General features: G+C 32.4%; 23 protein-coding genes. 13 read left to right on the top strand and 10 right to left on the bottom strand.

The window, feature by feature from the left end; all coding sequences use genetic code 11:
- The first annotated feature begins 26 nt into the window (after positions 1–26).
- From HWV59_RS17105 to HWV59_RS17090, 5 genes are all read left to right on the top strand, one after another.
- Positions 27–3635, top strand: a complete 3609-nt coding sequence (locus HWV59_RS17105; RefSeq protein ID WP_102229068.1) for a dynamin family protein — start codon at positions 27–29, stop codon at positions 3633–3635.
- Between the two features lie 53 nt (positions 3636–3688).
- The gene (locus tag HWV59_RS17100) at positions 3689–3874 is read left to right on the top strand and encodes a hypothetical protein (RefSeq protein ID WP_102229067.1); all 186 of its coding nucleotides are present in this window, start codon (positions 3689–3691) and stop codon (positions 3872–3874) included.
- Positions 3871–4137 carry a DUF2533 family protein gene (locus tag HWV59_RS17095; RefSeq protein ID WP_102229066.1) on the top strand — a complete coding sequence of 89 codons (267 nt, stop codon included), beginning with the start codon at positions 3871–3873 and terminating at the stop codon, positions 4135–4137. The genes HWV59_RS17100 and HWV59_RS17095 overlap by 4 nt, the downstream gene beginning before the upstream one ends.
- 117 nt (positions 4138–4254) lie before the next feature.
- On the top strand, positions 4255–4389 hold the full coding sequence (locus tag HWV59_RS27325; RefSeq protein WP_264144522.1) for a hypothetical protein: 135 nt from the start codon (positions 4255–4257) through the stop codon (positions 4387–4389).
- Positions 4390–4553: 164 nt separating this feature from the next.
- The gene (locus HWV59_RS17090) at positions 4554–5453 is read left to right on the top strand and encodes a 5'-3' exonuclease (protein ID WP_102229065.1); all 900 of its coding nucleotides are present in this window, start codon (positions 4554–4556) and stop codon (positions 5451–5453) included.
- 73 nt (positions 5454–5526) lie between these two features.
- Here the strand turns inward: HWV59_RS17090 and sspL are convergent, their stop codons facing one another.
- Entirely contained in the window at positions 5527–5667 is a 141-nt protein-coding gene (gene sspL / locus HWV59_RS17085; protein ID WP_026562594.1) for a small, acid-soluble spore protein L, read from the bottom strand.
- A gap of 168 nt (positions 5668–5835) precedes the next feature.
- Here sspL and HWV59_RS17080 point away from each other — a divergent pair, with 168 nt between their 5' ends.
- Positions 5836–6102: a DUF6123 family protein gene (locus HWV59_RS17080; protein ID WP_175639590.1), complete on the top strand. Its 267-nt coding sequence runs from the start codon at positions 5836–5838 to the stop codon at positions 6100–6102.
- Between the two features lie 67 nt (positions 6103–6169).
- Here the strand turns inward: HWV59_RS17080 and HWV59_RS17075 are convergent, their stop codons facing one another.
- Both HWV59_RS17075 and HWV59_RS17070 read right to left on the bottom strand, forming a co-directional pair.
- The gene (locus tag HWV59_RS17075; protein WP_175639589.1) at positions 6170–7069 is read right to left on the bottom strand and encodes a DMT family transporter; all 900 of its coding nucleotides are present in this window, start codon (positions 7067–7069) and stop codon (positions 6170–6172) included.
- A gap of 35 nt (positions 7070–7104) precedes the next feature.
- Entirely contained in the window at positions 7105–7494 is a 390-nt protein-coding gene (locus tag HWV59_RS17070; RefSeq protein ID WP_175639588.1) for a reverse transcriptase-like protein, read from the bottom strand.
- 197 nt (positions 7495–7691) lie between these two features.
- On the opposite strand from HWV59_RS17070, the gene HWV59_RS17065 reads away from it, so the two are divergent.
- On the top strand, positions 7692–8369 hold the full coding sequence (locus HWV59_RS17065) for a ribonuclease H family protein (protein WP_175639587.1): 678 nt from the start codon (positions 7692–7694) through the stop codon (positions 8367–8369).
- On the top strand, positions 8362–8538 hold the full coding sequence (locus HWV59_RS17060) for a zinc-finger domain-containing protein (RefSeq protein ID WP_175639586.1): 177 nt from the start codon (positions 8362–8364) through the stop codon (positions 8536–8538). The genes HWV59_RS17065 and HWV59_RS17060 overlap by 8 nt, the downstream gene beginning before the upstream one ends.
- Before the next feature lie 27 nt (positions 8539–8565).
- Here HWV59_RS17060 and HWV59_RS17055 read toward each other — a convergent pair whose 3' ends face one another.
- Positions 8566–8832 carry a DUF2564 family protein gene (locus HWV59_RS17055; protein ID WP_175639585.1) on the bottom strand — a complete coding sequence of 89 codons (267 nt, stop codon included), beginning with the start codon at positions 8830–8832 and terminating at the stop codon, positions 8566–8568.
- 196 nt (positions 8833–9028) lie between these two features.
- Here HWV59_RS17055 and HWV59_RS17050 point away from each other — a divergent pair, with 196 nt between their 5' ends.
- The gene (locus tag HWV59_RS17050; protein ID WP_102229058.1) at positions 9029–9220 is read left to right on the top strand and encodes a hypothetical protein; all 192 of its coding nucleotides are present in this window, start codon (positions 9029–9031) and stop codon (positions 9218–9220) included.
- A gap of 82 nt (positions 9221–9302) precedes the next feature.
- Here HWV59_RS17050 and cspD read toward each other — a convergent pair whose 3' ends face one another.
- On the bottom strand, positions 9303–9503 hold the full coding sequence (cspD, locus tag HWV59_RS17045; RefSeq protein WP_046590248.1) for a cold-shock protein CspD: 201 nt from the start codon (positions 9501–9503) through the stop codon (positions 9303–9305).
- Positions 9504–9768: 265 nt separating this feature from the next.
- Here cspD and HWV59_RS17040 point away from each other — a divergent pair, with 265 nt between their 5' ends.
- The gene (locus HWV59_RS17040; RefSeq protein ID WP_175639584.1) at positions 9769–10038 is read left to right on the top strand and encodes a hypothetical protein; all 270 of its coding nucleotides are present in this window, start codon (positions 9769–9771) and stop codon (positions 10036–10038) included.
- Positions 10039–10187: 149 nt separating this feature from the next.
- Complete coding sequence (locus tag HWV59_RS17035) at positions 10188–10454, top strand: phosphocarrier protein HPr (RefSeq protein WP_026562603.1); 267 nt, start codon at positions 10188–10190, stop codon at positions 10452–10454.
- A gap of 96 nt (positions 10455–10550) precedes the next feature.
- Here HWV59_RS17035 and HWV59_RS17030 read toward each other — a convergent pair whose 3' ends face one another.
- The 4 genes from HWV59_RS17030 to metA form a co-directional block, all read right to left on the bottom strand.
- Positions 10551–10703, bottom strand: coding sequence for a hypothetical protein (locus HWV59_RS17030; protein ID WP_175639583.1), 153 nt, complete (start codon positions 10701–10703; stop codon positions 10551–10553).
- Between the two features lie 180 nt (positions 10704–10883).
- Positions 10884–11876, bottom strand: coding sequence for a metal-dependent hydrolase (locus tag HWV59_RS17025; RefSeq protein ID WP_175639582.1), 993 nt, complete (start codon positions 11874–11876; stop codon positions 10884–10886).
- A 110-nt stretch (positions 11877–11986) separates the two neighbouring features.
- A complete protein-coding gene (locus HWV59_RS17020; RefSeq protein WP_175639581.1) occupies positions 11987–13144 on the bottom strand; it encodes a diglucosyl diacylglycerol synthase in 1158 nt (385 codons plus the stop codon).
- A 196-nt stretch (positions 13145–13340) separates the two neighbouring features.
- Positions 13341–14249 (bottom strand): homoserine O-acetyltransferase MetA, encoded by a 909-nt coding sequence (gene metA / locus HWV59_RS17015; RefSeq protein WP_175639580.1) that lies wholly within the window; start codon positions 14247–14249, stop codon positions 13341–13343.
- Positions 14250–14525: 276 nt separating this feature from the next.
- On the opposite strand from metA, the gene HWV59_RS17010 reads away from it, so the two are divergent.
- A complete protein-coding gene (locus tag HWV59_RS17010; protein WP_175639579.1) occupies positions 14526–15032 on the top strand; it encodes a hypothetical protein in 507 nt (168 codons plus the stop codon).
- 69 nt (positions 15033–15101) lie between these two features.
- Here HWV59_RS17010 and HWV59_RS17005 read toward each other — a convergent pair whose 3' ends face one another.
- On the bottom strand, positions 15102–15341 hold the full coding sequence (locus tag HWV59_RS17005) for a hypothetical protein (RefSeq protein ID WP_102229052.1): 240 nt from the start codon (positions 15339–15341) through the stop codon (positions 15102–15104).
- A gap of 107 nt (positions 15342–15448) precedes the next feature.
- On the opposite strand from HWV59_RS17005, the gene HWV59_RS17000 reads away from it, so the two are divergent.
- Positions 15449–16063 (top strand): HD domain-containing protein, encoded by a 615-nt coding sequence (locus tag HWV59_RS17000; protein WP_102229051.1) that lies wholly within the window; start codon positions 15449–15451, stop codon positions 16061–16063.
- Positions 16064–16239: the final 176 nt, after the last annotated feature.

Below are 16239 nucleotides of genomic sequence, written 5' to 3'. Positions count from 1 at the left end.
AAGTGCCATTAGTGAAGGGGATAAACATGACAACTGTTGTAAAATCAAAACATTTGATGCAAACCATTATTAATCTTCATGAAATGATCGATGAAAAAGATCATGAAAATGCGATTAAATTAGTCGAAATGGCTCATAAGCTTGAACAAGAAAAATTGTATATTGCTTTTGCCGGCCATTTTTCGGCAGGAAAGTCATCTATGATAAACAAACTTTTAGATGAGCAAATTTTACCGACAAGTCCAATTCCTACAAGTGCTAACCTTGTTATGTTGGAAAATGGGATAGAGCAGGTAACTTTATATTCTGCAGCAAAAGAAAGTATTGAATTATCAGGTGACTACTCAATAGAACAAATCAAGGAATATTGTAAACAAGGGGACGATATTGAGAGGATCCGTATTAAGAAACCTTATGACAACTTAGCAGAAGATGTTGTCATTATGGATTCACCTGGGATTGATTCCACAGATGCAGCACATAAATTGTCAACAGAATCAATGCTTCATTTAGCTGATATTATTTTTTATGTAACCGACTACAATCATGTTCAATCAGAAGAGAATCTTTCATTTATCCAAGAAATGAAGAGTCGAAATAAAATGATTTTCTTGATTGTCAATCAAATTGATAAACATGAGGAAAAAGAAATTCGTTTCCAAGACTTTAGACAGAACATTGAGGGATCATTTGCAGAAGTAGGACTACATCCGCAAGACGTGTTCTTTACTACCTTAAGAAACGATCAACATCCTTATAATGATTTAGAAAAAGTGAAAGAGTTAATTAGAGTTGTCATTCAGGATAAAAATAGATTTCTGGATCAAAATATTTCTCAATCAATTACACAAGTTGTGTCGGAACATATTGACAAATATGAGGAACAGCTTGATCTAACAGAGCAAAACGAGGATGAGATTCGAGAGAGATTAGAGGATTATACAAACAAATTGAATCGTTTACTTGCGCAGATACAGCAGAAAGAAGAGAAGATGGAAAAGCTTGTCTTAGATACAGAAGAAAAAGTATCAGCAATATTAAAAAGTGCTAACTTAATTCCATTTGAAACAAGGGATAAGGCTTCAGCGTTTATTGAGGCTGCAGATCCTTCTTTTAAGGTTGGTTTACTTTTTTCGAAGTCTAAAACCGAACAAGAACGTGAAAAAAGAAAAAAAGAATTATATGACAGTCTGATGAAAAATACAGAAACGCAAATTTCATGGCACTTTATAACATTACTTAAAGAATTTATTCAAACATATGAAATTCATGATCCAAAGCGTATTCAAGAAGCTCAATCGTTTTCCATCAACGTTCCAGAGCAACTAGTATCTGATGCAATAAAAACAGGTGCTTCGTTTAATAATCAGTATATTTTAACGTATTCCTCCGATGTTAGTGAATTAATCAAAAAGCAAAGTAAGCATCAAGTTATGGACTTATTTAAAAAGATGATGGATGGTATAAATAAAGAAATTCAAGAGCAAATCGATGAAATAAATGTAAGTGTAAAGAGCGAAAAAGAAAGAATTGGCCATTATAAAGAGATTTTATTCAAGTTCGAGACACTTGAGCAATATCGACATTCACTGCAGGAAATAAATAATGGAATATTTGATTCAACTCATAATGAAGAAAAATGGTTAAATGAGCATCAGACATATAAGAAAGTAACAAAAGACATCCGATTACAAGAAAAGGTAGTGGCTGCTGAAGAATCAAGAGAGGATCAATTATCAAAGCCTCAATACAATACTCGTTACAGTAAGAGGGATGAGTTTATAAAGAGTGCAGAGCAGGCTGTCAAACGTCTTGACAATATCCAAGGGTTTAAGCAATTTACAGAGTCACTTGAAGGGAAGATTAACAGTTTTAAAAACCGCTCCTTTACTGTTGCATTATTCGGTGCCTTCAGTGCAGGAAAATCTTCCTTTGCTAACGCACTTATAGGAGAAAGACTGTTACCTTCATCTCCTAATCCGACGACAGCGACGATAAATAAAATAGCTCCGCCAACACCTGAAAAGGCACATGGGTTAGTTGAAGTGAAATTGAAATCAAAAGAGATGTTAATGAAGGAAATAATGATTAGTATCCCTTCTTTGAATAATAAGAACTTTACGATTGAGAGCTTGGCAGAAATTCTTCAGAACTATCAAGGCCAAAATAAAAACGAAACTGAACAGATAGCAAAGTATCATAAAGCGATAGTGGATTATCAAACGTTAACAAGTGTAGGACTTACCGTACAATCGGATACGAATTCATTTAAGGACTTTGTTGCTAAGGAAGAAAAGGCATGTTTAGTGGAAGAGGTCATTGTTTATTTTGACTGCTCGATTACAAGGGCAGGTATAACATTGGTGGATACGCCAGGAGCAGATTCTTTGCATAAAAGACATACAGATGTAGCGTTTCAATATATTAAAAAGGCAGATGCTATTCTTTATGTCACTTATTACAACCACCCATTCTCAAAAGGTGATCGGGAATTTTTAAGACAATTAGGAAGGGTTAAGGATTCTTTTACACTAGATAAAATGTTCTTCATTATCAACGCAGTCGATTTAGCTAAAGATGAAGAAGAAGTGAATGTTGTTAAGTCTTATATTAAAGATCAGTTTTTAAAACATGAGATAAGAAATGTACGTCTATTTGGAGTATCTAGTTTAAATGTTTTATCAGGCCAAGTAGATGAAGAAAAAGACTATTTTGAATTTCAAAAACAGTTCAATACATTTATTAAAGAGGAATTAACGAATACAACTCTTTTATCAATTAAGGAAGATTTAAATCGTTGCAAGGAAAGGATTCAATCTCTTATTCATGCTGCCGAGTTGAGTGGCAAGGAAAAAGAGGAGAGAAGAGAAAGCCTTCTGCAAGAGCAAATGAATGTCAACGATGAAATAGCAAATTTATCTCATGACCATATTGTTACATCTATTTCTAAAGAAATAGAAGAGCTGATTTTTTACGTGAAGCAGCGTCTATTTTTCCGATTTAATGACTTTTTTAAGGAGAGCTTCCATCCGAGCATATTTAACCAAAATGCTGACATTCAACAAGCGTTAAAAATTTGTTTAGAAGAGCTTGTCAGAACGGTAGAATTTGAATTAATTCAAGAACTGCAAGCTACATCATTAAGAATAGAAAAAGTTATTAACAAAACCTTAGATGGTGAGTTCAGCCGGATTGTACAGCTCATAAAGAAAAAGTCTAAAAATGTTACACTTGCTACAATTGAGTTTCCCGAAATTCAAACACCAACAATTGCTGTTGAATTTTCATCAAGTATGCTGGCAACTATTCAGCCGGCTTTGAAGTTATTTAAGAATACAAAATCTTTCTTTGAGCGCAATGAGAAAAAGATCATGTCTGATGACTTATCTACAAAAATGGATACACCTATTTCAAGTATATTAAATGAATATATTGAAAAATTTTCAAAATATTATAGTGATGCAATTGGATCATCTCATCACCTCCTAATACAAGAGGTAAAAAAACAAACTGAGGAAGGCTTTTCAGCTTTGTTGGATATCCGTCATGAAGACACAGATCACTTAAAAACAGAGTTAGCTGTCATTACAGAAAGTGTTCAATTAATAGAAGAGAATAATCTTCAACATCATTAATTTTATGATACAATTTACTGATAAAACTCATTTAATGTGCAGGGGGAAAAAGGTTGGATTCAAAAGCGTATCAAGTTTGTGCAACGTGTATACATTTTAAGGCGATTCGAAAAGATAAAAAAATGATCTATTATTGTAGTCGTTTAAAATACGAAACGAAGCCAACTTATTCGTTTAATTGCTGGAACCCTAAAGAACACGTTAAAAGGTTAATGGAAAAACGAGGTGGAACGACATGAGTAACGTACATGAAGCAATAAGTCAGCACAGTAATAATCAGCATCAACACATTCAATCTTTCTTAAAATTAGAAGCGAAAAGAGAAGCATTAATAGAAGAAGCTATTTTTCGCTGTGTAAATTCGAAACCATTTGAAGTTGAACCTATTAATCAGGTAACGTCTGAGATGAACAGGCTAGCATCAGAAGGGATTGTGCCGATGCGTAAAAAAGTTACAAAGGAAATGGTACAGGAATTTGTGGAAAGAAAATATGGTAAATAATTATTCTTAAATGAATAGTGATTGTTAGACATTACCATGGCCATCTTCGATTCAAAAAAGCTCTCCTGAGAAAAACTATAAATGTTTTTCTTAACTTAAGTGAAAGGTGAGGATCTTATGGGCCGAACAAAATTAGGTAATGCAAATGCACAACGAAACAATAATAAGAAAAAGAAAAATGATTTTAATACCGAATTTGCTTCATATGCACAAAATGAAGCACTTAAATTAAGCAGTAAAAATAAAGAGTAAACAATTTCTTAAAAACCTGTCGAGACTACATCTCAACAGGTTTTTTCTATATATTGAATTGACTTGAAGTACCAAGTACAAGCCCTCATCATTTATGTTATACTAATCCTTGGTTAAAAGAATGCAGGTTCGGAAAGTATCGTACCGATTGTGAGGGATATAAAATGGAAAAAGATCAACACTTATTAATAGTTGATGGAATGGCATTGCTTTTTCGTTCATTCTTTTCAACATCAGTTTATGGTCAATTTATGATCAATAGCAAAGGAATTCCGACGAATGCAGTAACAGGATTAGTAAAGCATTTATTTGCTGTTATAGAATATACAAAGCCAACGCATATTGTTTGCTGCTGGGATATGGGAAGTAAAACTTATCGAAATGATCTATTTACTGATTACAAAGCCAATAGACCTGAAGCACCGATTGAATTACAGCCTCAATTCGATTTGGCTAAAGAAGTGGTAGAAGCACTTAATATTACGAATATTGGTATTGAAGGCTTTGAAGCTGACGATTGCATTGGAACTTTAACGAAGAAGTTTGAAAATGAAATGAAAATTTCCATCATAACAGGGGATAAGGATATACTCCAATTATTAAATGATAGTGTAGATGTATTAATTTTACAAAAAGGCATAGGAAATTATAAACATTATACAAAAGAATCATATGTTGAAGAATTTTTAATTGAACCCCGTATGCTCATTGATGTAAAGGCATTAATGGGAGATTCAAGTGATAACTATCCGGGAGTAAAGGGAATTGGAGAAAAAACAGCATTTAAATTGATTTCTCAATATAAATCGATAGACCAACTACTTCTTTGTCTTTCAGAACTTACAAAGGGGCAAAAAACGAAAATTGAAAATGATATAGAGATGCTTCACCTTTCAAGAAAATTAGCTGAAATTAATTGTGAAGCCCCATTAGAATGTTTATTAAACGAGTCAGTTCTCCTTATAGAAGAAGAAAAAGCACTTTCTATTATTAAGGAACATGAATTAAGAGGGATCCAGTCTCTGCTTAAAAATATTATGTTTACTCAAGAAGAAGCAATCTAATGCATAACTAGGCTAAATTATATAGCATGCATGGACGAAGTATGGGATAACGTCAACATGCATGCTATATATACTATTTTGTGTTTTTTTTCTTAGCTGCATTTTCTAGTTTACTTTTAGGTTCCATAGAGAATTCAACATCAGCTGCATGTCCCTGTGGATTAACACTAGGTGCTTTTCTTCCTCGATTATTTCCTCTTTTTTCACTACTCATATGATATCCACCTCCATTTGTATTATCACCTATTGCTTAAAAAATACGTAATAATTTATAGAGAAAAAAGTCGGATAGATTGGTAATGAATTGAAAAAAATGATGGAATTTGTCGACATTTTTAGATAAGATCAAAATAGACCAACAGGTAAAAGGATGAATCTAAATATGTTTGGAACGGTTAGTGATTATGTTGATTATTTAATAAGTAAGGGGTTTGTATTAGGAGATGACGCAAATGGATTTATAGAATTTGGTCAACACTACACGGATACTCAAGATGAAGTTGTCATTATTGCGATAGAATTAACCTTAAAAATTCAAAAGGAATTTGATGGTTCATTTTTTATTTCTCTATTAGAGAATTTTAAATCAGAGGAGATAACCAATCGTAAAGAAGCACTTCTTTTCATGGAATCATTACACTTAATTTGAAGTTTAAGGTTTAATAAGGGATGGAAAATTTTAATTTTATCATCTCATCCCATTTATAATCGCACGTTTATATATTTGTTTGCTTTATTTCTCGTTTTAACGGAAACAGCTTTGGTATTTCTGTCGTTATCATTGCTGTAAAAATGAAAAAGCACCCAATTAATCCGTAAATTGACAGGCGTTCATTAATAACCATAAATGCTGTTAGTGCAGCAAAAACAGGTTCCATTGCAAAAATAATGGCAACTCTTGCTGCACTTGTGAATTGTTGGAATTTTGTTTGGACATAAAAGGCGATAGCCGTTGCAAAAATTGATGTTATGAGTAATGCAAAGATAACGTCTTGATGTAAAATCTGCTCAAGTGAAACTGTTTGGTTCTCAAATAGATAAGAGCTAAGAAAGCTTAGTAAAGACACGGTTACTAATTGGATAATCGTTAAAGGAAGCGCAGGGTGTTGCTCAGAGTATTTACTTGTAAACACAATGTGAAATGCGAAGCCGATTGCACAAATAAAGACCAGGAAATCACCAAAGCTAATCTTTGATATACCAGCTAATGTTAAAAAGTAAAGACCAACAGTTCCAATTCCAGCACTTATGAAAACAATAAGTTTTGGTTTCTCTTTTAAAAAGAATACAGCAAGAATGGGAACAATCATTACGCTTAAACCTGTAATAAATCCAGCTTTTGAAGATGTTGTGTAAATAAGACCCACAGTCTGAAACGCGTATCCTATAAATAAAAAGAAACCTAAAAAAGTACCTGCTTTAATTATTTTCATTGAAATGATTTGCTTTCCTTTTCTTTGTACAAACAATGATAAGATGATAGCAGCTAAAAGAAATCGTATTCCATTAAATAAATGTGGTGGTAAAAATTGAATAGCATTTTGTACTACAACAAAAGTAGCTCCCCATATAAAAGCAACAAATAATAAACTTCCATCTGCAAATAATTTTTTCATTCATTTCACTCTTTCAACTACTTTAATTTATTTCATCACGATTGGTTATGAATAGCATTTCTTGCAAGTTGATCAGCCACGTTGTTTTCCTTACTTGGAATCCATTTAATGAAAAATAAGTCAAATTGCTTTGATAGTTCTAAAATTTTTTCTAAGAGTGGTGAATATTGGTTGTTTTTCACGAATTGCTTTTCAATTGCACGATCTACCAATTGCGAATCTGTACGAAAGGAAACAACTCTGTATTCCTTTTGAATGCAAATTTCCATACCTTTAATGACCGCATGATATTCTGCTTCATGATTTGTCATTAAGCCAAGTGGAATAGAGAATTCTTCCGCTTTTCCATGACCCTTAATAAAAACTCCCGCACCAGATCGACCAGGATCACCAGCACTGGCTCCATCAACATAAACTTCTATCAATATTTTTCCTCCTTATGACATAATCTTTAATTAATTAATAAACGATGGTAAAATAAATACTATTGTTCTATACAAGAATCATGACGCCATCTTTATGTAAATCGAATATGATTATAGCATATTGATTACATTAAATAATATTAAGATTACTTTTAGATTACTTTATAATTATAATTCAGGTTCAGGAGTGAATGTAATTGAACTATCGAATTGAATGGACTTATCAAACAAAGAAAAAACTGCAAACAGAATTAACATCTGATTTTCTATCGTTAAATGAAATAATTATGATTACAGAAGATATACTTCAAACGGGAAGGGTAAAGGAAATTTCTTTTACATCAGAAGACGGACAGTCTTGGACCCTTAAAGAGTTGAAGAAATTAAAGGATATTGTAAAAGATGAACCACACGATGTAGTGGCATATTTTGATGGAGGTTATCATAAAAATACTAAGCTTGCTGGCTTTGGGGCGGTCATTTATTTTACCCAGAATGGAAATCGACATAGAATAAGAATGAATGAAAGAGCAGATGAAATTGAGTCTAACAATGAAGCTGAGTATGCTGCATTTGCATACCTGGTTAAGGTTCTTGAAGAATACGGAATCACACGGCAGAAAGTATTATTTAAAGGTGACTCGCAAGTTGTTTTGAACCAACTCTCTGGTGAATGGCCATGCTATGAACCAGAGTTTAATGTTTGGCTTGATCGAATTGAAGATAAATTAAAGAAGTTAAAAATTACTCCACAATATGAAGCTGTCTCAAGAAAAGAAAATACAGAGGCAGATAAACTAGCGACTCAAGCGTTAGAGGGTATAGAAATTAATAGTAAAATGACAATGGATGAGGGCGTTGAGTTGGATGAATAAAAAACAAACATTACAAGAATTAAGTGAGATCATTGACACATACTGTGCAAATTGTTTGTTAAAAAAGCATTTTAGAGAAGAATATGGAAAAACATATGCTCATACCTTTTGTATAAAAAGCTGTACTGTTGGAGAAAAGATAAAAAATGTTGGCAAGAAATTGATCTAAACAAAAAATCCGCTATTGCGGATTTTTTTAGTGTTTTGCTTCTGACAACTGATGTTGACACTGGTCCAGAAGTTGTTGCTGCTGTGTTAAAAAGTCCTGGTCAAATCCTGTTGATGAAGTTTGATTCATTAGTGCTTTAGCATCATTTATCGCTTTCTCCGCATTATTCATTGCTTCAGGGTCCATTTGCATTGTTGCTGCACCCACCATCTTTTGTGCGGCTTTAACAGATACTTCTATTTGTGCAATTTCATTCATACCACTAATTAATCCAGTATGATTTATTTGGTCCATTTTAACCACCTCCAAAGTTAGTTTTTGTTTATCAAACTAAAATATTCGTTAAAAAAAACATTCCATTTTTTTATATCCCATTTTTAAATGTCGTGTTAAAATGAAAATAGTTAAATCTTGAAAAAATTAGAACATTTATAAAACATATTTACTAGATTTTGTCGATTTTCTAACGAATTTAGAGGAGGAGAAGGACTTGAAGAATAGTCCATTGGATTCATCAATTAAAGAAGCGTTTCAGGAGATATATAAGGATATTGATAAATTGGTCTTTATATCGAACAATGCGAATGTGTTTAATCATAATGAAATAACTCGGATCGAGAAAAGCATCAAGCAAAATGTAAAAGCAATAGAGTATATACTCATAAGCCAAAAGTTATTATAAGAAAAGAAAAAAGAGGTGGAAATGATTCCAGCCTCTTTTTGGTTTAAGTTTTGTGTATGTTAAATCACAATTAATCTAGTGATTATAACTTTGTAACGTTAGCAGCTTGTGGTCCGCGGTTACCTTCAACGATTTCAAAAGAAACCTCTTGACCTTCTTCTAATGATTTGTATCCGTCACCTTGGATAGCAGTGAAGTGTACGAATACATCATCTCCACCTTCAACTTCGATGAATCCGAAACCTTTTTCGTTATTGAACCATTTTACTTTACCGTTTTGCATAGTACTGAATCCTCCTAATACTGTAGCACAGGCGGTGCTAAAAAAAATTTTATCATTTAAGAATAGGATATGTAAGGTTTAGCATGTTGTGTCAATCATAGGGTGTAACCAATATATACTCATCTTAATGATAATTTCACTATACACTACTCCAAAGATATACGTCAAGGTTAAGTAGCATATTTTAACATAACTTTCTGAAACTTTATAATAGATTCATATATACAAGCATATACTGGTTAAAACTTGTGGGGTGATTGCATTTGTGAGGAAAATAAAAATCGAGGATATGGATATATTTGTAACTTGCAATCGGAAAATAGATCACATGAAATTCAATAAAATATGTTATTTACTGCTACAGGTAGGTCATGATGTTACTTTTGTAGAAAAATCGGCAGTTATTTTAATTCAAGGTAATGAAGAGAATTATGTAATTGAAAGAATGAATACAGATACGTATACATTGCATGTCCATTTTGTAATTCCTAGACAAAACGCATATAAAATAACTGAAAATCAGACAATAAGTTAAAGTAAAACTAGTTCACTTTTTCGAAAAAAAGTTTATAATAGTGATAATACCATATGTAGCATTTAGAAGCTGCAACTTAGATGAATTATACATAATCATCTCATTAAATCAAAAGCTATATTGGCTATCTTGAAAGGGGTAAAAATTAAATGGTAGAAAAAACTTTTACAATTACAAGTGAAGCAGGCCTTCACGCAAGACCAGCAACTGCTTTAGTAAATGCGGTTAATTCATTTACTGCAGATGTGAACTTAGAAGCAAATGGTCGTACAGTTAATCTAAAATCTATTATGGGTGTCATGTCACTTGGAATTTCTAAAGGAACTCAAGTGAAAATTTCCGCTAGTGGAAGTGATGAGGAAGCAGCATTGGAAGCTGTGGAAAGAGCAATCACAACTGAAGGTTTAGGAGAGTAACCTAAAAAAGAGCGACATATTATTCATGTCTGCTCTTTTTTTATGCCTTAATACGTATACGTCGTTCAACATTTTTTAGAAGCACTATCCGAATTTTTATTCCTCTCGTGTTTTGTCTCTTTGGTCTTTATTGCGTTTATTTCCTTTACTATTGTCACCAGCAACATGTTCCTCTGCTAGTTCCATTTGATGTGCACCGTTTTTAGGTGAATTTTGATTACGACTTCCTTTGTTAACTTTTTTTGTCATTGTTAATCCTCCTTGACAATGAAACCTTTTTATTGCTTATATATTTTTTTCTTCCGGAAAAAAAATATGCATATAAGTGTGAAGTTTTTTAAGGAAATAAATTTCAATGGGTATATGTGAAAAAGCCCGAAAGCACAATAATGAGTACATACTCTTTTGTGCTTTCGGGCTCACTTTAGTTTAGAGTTCGACCTTCCTATCATACGTTAAAAGTTTTTTTTCGGTGTTTTTTGATGGATAGATCCAACCTGTAGAGGATGAAACAATTTGTAATTGTTGATCTAAGATCACTATTGCCATATATGGATAATGGTGATGCTGTCTAAAGCGAAGGTCGACCCAACGAACTTCAAATCCTTTTTGCCTTAAGAAGTAAAGTGCATGAACATGCTTAGAGTTTGCAAGAAAATGTCTTACATTCCGATCATTTAATGATGCCTGTATATAGGGGCAGGATTGATCATGTTTTTTGAATGAATGATGCCAGGTAATTTCTCGTTTATTTACACGGCCTGTTTTAAAAAGATGCTCTGTTTCAATAACAAAATCCCATTTTTTAATTGATAATGTTGGAATGATTGTTGGAGCTGTTTGTGAATTAGTCCATTTTGCCAAGATTGATCTTATACGAAGAGAAATAATATAACGATAAACAAGATATAAAAAAATTAGCACATAGCAGATTGAAAATATTAAACCAGGTTGATACTGATATATCCAGAATATAAAGCCTGTTAAGTGAATGAGAATGATAAAGGGATCAAATAGCGGGATGAAATTTAAAGATAACCATTTCTTGGTGAAAGGCCGTCCTGCTTGGGTACCATATGCATTAAAGATGTCGAATAGTACATGTAATATAACGGCAATAAATGTCCAAAACAGCAAAGGTAGAAAGGGTATTTGATCAAATAAAATGAATAAGATACAAGAGATGAATATGGTCCAAATTAGCAAAGCGGGTAGAGAATGGGACAGTCCTCTATGATGCTCGGTATACATGCCATTCCCTTTTAGAATTTTTACTCCATAATCAAAATCAGGTGCATTTGAACCGATGACTGTCCCTATCATTACAGCAGTAGCTAACTCTGGATTTGTTGCTACATTTGGATCTAAATAAGCAAGACCAGCTAACCCAAATCCCATTGTAATATGAGTACTTGTATCCATTTTTTGCCCCCAAGGTAATAGTAAAACCCATACATCCGGAATGGTTATTCTTTCTCTAATAAATTCGTAGACGTGCAGTGGAGGTCGATAACTAGTTATTTTGCTGTTAATTAATAATTAACAGATCCAACCATCACTTGTTTATCTTTAATATAAGCTGATTCCTTAATCATATCGTCAACGATGACATCAGCTGAGTGAGGAATATTTAATTTCTTTATATTGGTTTTCATGTCTTGAAGTTTTTGATCATTCATTAATAGATTAAGAACTTCCTCACATATATCTTCTACCTGATTAATAATAAGTGCAGAATGATTGTTTTCAAAAAAATGGGCATTTTCTTTCTCTTGACCAGGAACTGGTTTAAATAAAACAACAGGTACACCAATTGCTGTTGCTTCTGTCAATGTAATGCCGCCAGGTTTTGTAATCATACAGGACGCAATTCGATAGAGCTCATCGACACGTTCTACATAGCTTAAAACCTTAAATTGTTGAGGATAGTTCTTACTTAATGAATCAAGTGATTCTTTAAGTAGGTGATTATTTCCGCACACAACAACAATTTGTAACTTTTTAGATTTTGATAAGAAAGCTTGACATAATTCTTTTACATTCTTTAATACTCCATGAGCACCTGCCATAATTAGCAGTGTTTTTTTTGAAGGATCTAAACCATATTTATGATATATGGGTTTTAAATCCATTTTTGCTTCAAATTGTTTTCGAATTGGAATTCCTGTTACTTTTATTCGATTCGGGTGAATTCCTAATTGTAATAATTTTTCCTTTACATCGTTTGTAGCGACATAATATTTATCAATATTTTTATGAACCCAAATTCTGTGTAAGCAAAAATCTGTTAATACGTTAAAGGTTGGAATGACTGTACCTGTTTTTCTTCTATATTCAGGAACAACAATCATTGGAAATGTATTGATGATCATATCAGGCTGTTCAGAAGTCACAATTTGATGTAATCGTTTATGTCCCATTATAAAATAAAGATTCATTAATCTTTTATTATATATTTTATCAACTCCATAATAGAAAAGACGATAAAATTGTTTTCCAATAGAGAAGCTCTTTAAGTATAAATATTGAGTAATCTCTGAGAATACCGGAAATGATTCAGAATAAAGATTACAGACAATCACTTCTTTAAATCCAAGCTCCTTGCACTTTTCTTCTAATGTTTTGGCAACTTGAACATGACCATTTCCATATTTTGCAGTTAATATTAACACCTTTGAATTTGGCTTCAACATTTTCACCTCAATCTAGTCAGAAACAGTTTCATATACATTAAAAACAGTTCATATTCAAAGTATATGGAAATATGAACTGAATTTGTCTTTTAGGTTACCATATAAATGTTACTAATTTATAAAGCAATTATTAAGTATTTCTTAAGATACTAAGTTTTTAAGAATGGATGTAAAAAAGAATACCTTTTTTATATCAGTCCCAATGATAAGGAGTTTCTTGATAAACATAATAATTGAGCCAATTGACAAAAAGGAGGTTCGCGTGAGATCTCCAGCATTGAATAGGTTTATTCTTTGGGTCATTGTTTCGGAAATAATTTTCTGGAATATCAATTTCTAATCCTTTTGCTAGATCTCTTTCGTATTCATCACGAAGCGAAGTTAATTCATACTCAGGATGTCCTGTTAAAAAAATCTGTTTTTCATCTTTAGACATAACAAGGCAGACTCCTGCTTTTTCTGAAAAAGATAGAATCTGTAACTCAGAAATTTGATCAATTTCTTCCTTTAATACATCCGTATGTCTGGAATGTGGAACATAGTACAAATCATCAAATCCTCTTAACAGTTTTACAGTCGGATCAATAACTTCATGTTCAAAAATACCAAAGCACTTTTTTTCCAGTTTATATTTATTTACGCCATAGTGATGATAAAGTCCTGCCTGTGCACCCCAACAAATATGTAAAGTTGAAGTTACATTTGTTTTCGTCCAATCCATAATTGTTTGCATTTCCGGCCAGTAAGAAACTTCTTCATATTCTAGATGTTCAATTGGAGCACCTGTAATAATCATCCCATCAAAACGTTTATGTTGAATGTGTTGAAACGTAGTGTAAAATTCTTTAAGATGTTCAATTGCTGTAGTTTTTGATGTGTGAGTTTCCGGTCGTAAAAAGGTAATATTTAGTTGCAAAGGTGAATTTCCTAATAAGCGTAATAATTGTGTTTCCGCTTTTTCTTTTTCAGGCATAATGTTCAGAATAATAATATTTAAAGGACGTATATCCTGAGAGTAGGCACGTTTTTCATCCATTATAAAAATATTTTCTTTTTCGAGAATTTCTTTTGCTGGTAAATGACTTGGAATATTAATTGGCAATTTAACTACACCCCCGATTACAAAATTAAGCATTAAGACTATTCAAAAGTAAGATAACCTGACAGTCACTGATTCTTTATTATAGAAAGTTTAGAAAAATAATTCAATTTATATATTTCAATAAATAACCATTTTCCTATGATAAATAGTAATATAAGCGTAAATATATGTTGCGTATGACTTATTTTATAAGTTAATAATATGATAAAGTAAATTTTATACGATTGTTAGGTAATAGAAATGGCTGAAAAATTTTTTGTGTCACCGGGAGGAAGAATGTTCGATCCAACAGTATTCGATAATTTAAAGGTTGTAATTGAAGGATATATTTATGATATGGACATGGATCACCAAATATCTGTAACAGATCGAAGTGATATCATTGATTTAGCATCGATGTCTAGACGTTATTCAATCTCTTATAAAGGAATAAAGAATAAGAGAAAAACAGCAAAACTACAAATCGAAATGTCACATCATGAACTATCCGGTGAGCTTCTACAAACAAAACGAAAACCGGGATGTATAGTAACACTTATTTTTTTGGAATCACAAGATTCTAAGGAATATGATGAAATTTTATATAAAAAATTAAAAAAAAGTTGGGGACATCATTTTGTTACATTGTTTTTAACGAAAGAACTTACAATGACATCATGCAATTATCATCACAAATATATGGTTGAATTTCAAACATCTTTTGGTGAGGATGATTTAGAGGAGTTACAAAAAATCGTGGATCATTCGATTGAGCTGCTTGGTTTGCCTTCAAAAAAATATTAAGGCTCATCCATCTTATGTTCTTTAATGAAATGGACAAGCTGTACCATTTTGCATTCAATCTCCATATCACTAAAGAACTAACATGTACTGTATTTTGTTTCCTGAGAGTGATGTAACGTGGTATACCGTATACCCAATGCTAATAAGCTGTGACAAAGTCTCAGCACAGTTTTGTCGTGGTGGCTCAATAGGGGCATGGAAGCTTGTAAACAGTTGATGAAATGTATTATTCTGATAGCAATGTAATAGTAGGACATGTCTTCCTGTCCATGCCTGACCGATTATAGGTCGATTCATTCCATTATTCATCTGTAATGCTCCTTTACAATTGATGGAATAGTATATGATCGGCAGCTAGTCAGACGTTCTTCACTTTAAAAAAAGCAAGCCATTATCTGAGGAAAGGCACCGATTCAATGAATTCAAAAGACATTATTGAAAGAATTAAGGTTTATGTATACAAACAGCTGGAACACGAGGAAACTGGGCATGATAAATGGCATATTGAAAGAGTTAGAAAACTAGCTGTTTTTATAGCTGAAAAAGAAAATGCAAATTTATTTATTGTTGAATTGGCAGCTATTTTGCATGATCTCATTGATGATAAAGTAAATGAATCGATAAGAATTGATATTCAAGATGTTGAACTTTTGTTAAAAATGCAAGAAGTAAATGAAGAAGATAGAAATAAAGTGTTAACGATTATCGATTCTATAAGCTTCAGGAAGAAAATCGATCAGAAAGAGTTGAGCCTTGAAGGGAAAATTGTTCAAGATGCAGATCGACTGGATGCAATAGGGGCTATTGGAATTGCCAGAACATTTTCCTTTTCTGGATCACGCGGTCAGATTATTTATGATCCTGAACAGAAGAACGAACATCATGCAATTCAGCATTTTTATGATAAATTACTAAAGTTAAAAGACTTAATGAATACAGAGACTGCGAGACATATAGCTGAGGAAAGACATTTGTTTTTACAAAATTACTTAAAACAGTTTTATTCTGAGTGGAATGGAACTCTAGACTAGAAGGAACAAGTTTTAATTATGCTTGTTCCTTCTTTTTTAACTGTTGTACAGGTAGCGAGCCTTCACAAGAAAAAAATCCAACAGCTACGGCTGCTATCACAATGGATTTCTTTGCAAGACTTGAAGACATTCACCTTATCCCTAAAGTGAAAATACTGGAAAAATAGGGTTGCGAA

Source organism: Metabacillus schmidteae (assembly GCF_903166545.1).
GTDB classification, from domain to species: domain Bacteria; phylum Bacillota; class Bacilli; order Bacillales; family Bacillaceae; genus Metabacillus; species Metabacillus schmidteae.
The sequence above is the reverse complement of the archived record's forward strand: the minus strand, read 5'-3'. Positions and strand labels throughout refer to the sequence as shown.